Raw genomic sequence first — 444 nt, forward strand, 5'->3', positions numbered from 1 at the left:
GCACAGACTGGGAACGGTGCTCGTTCCTCGATTCGTCAACGGATGGCTCTGGCTCGTAGGTAATTTCGATGGGTTGCCGGTAATTCTGCTGAAAGGTACCGTGGTGTTTGCCGCGCTGTCCGGCGATGGTGAGTACCCACTCCACTGTCATGCGATGTGATGCGACCGCGTTCCGGCTTCGCGAGGTACACAGATGACTGCTGGTCTGACAACCGAATGAGGACTGAAACCGCAGGAGACGACGGTCCGGTCGTCTATGTCGTCGATGACGACAAGGGAATCCGGCAGGCCCTCGACCTGCTTCTGCGCTCTGTAGGCTTGCGCGTCGAAACGTTCGAGTCCCCGGACGAATTTCTCCGGTCTCCTCACTCCGCAGGGCCGAGCTGCCTCATCCTCGACGTACGGCTCCGTGGGAAAAGCGGCATGGCTTTTCATCAGGAAATC

At 58.8% G+C, this 444-nt stretch carries 1 protein-coding gene; it reads left to right on the plus strand.

Translation table 11 applies throughout. The features are described 5' to 3' along the window. Window positions 1-216: 216 nt before the first annotated feature. On the plus strand, window positions 217-444 hold a 228-nt coding region (locus P0D89_RS54100; RefSeq protein ID WP_408371351.1), incomplete at its 3' end, for a response regulator transcription factor.

Origin of the sequence: Paraburkholderia sp. RL18-085-BIA-A (assembly GCF_046027075.1) — a bacterium.
Taxonomy (GTDB): Bacteria; Pseudomonadota; Gammaproteobacteria; order Burkholderiales; family Burkholderiaceae; genus Paraburkholderia.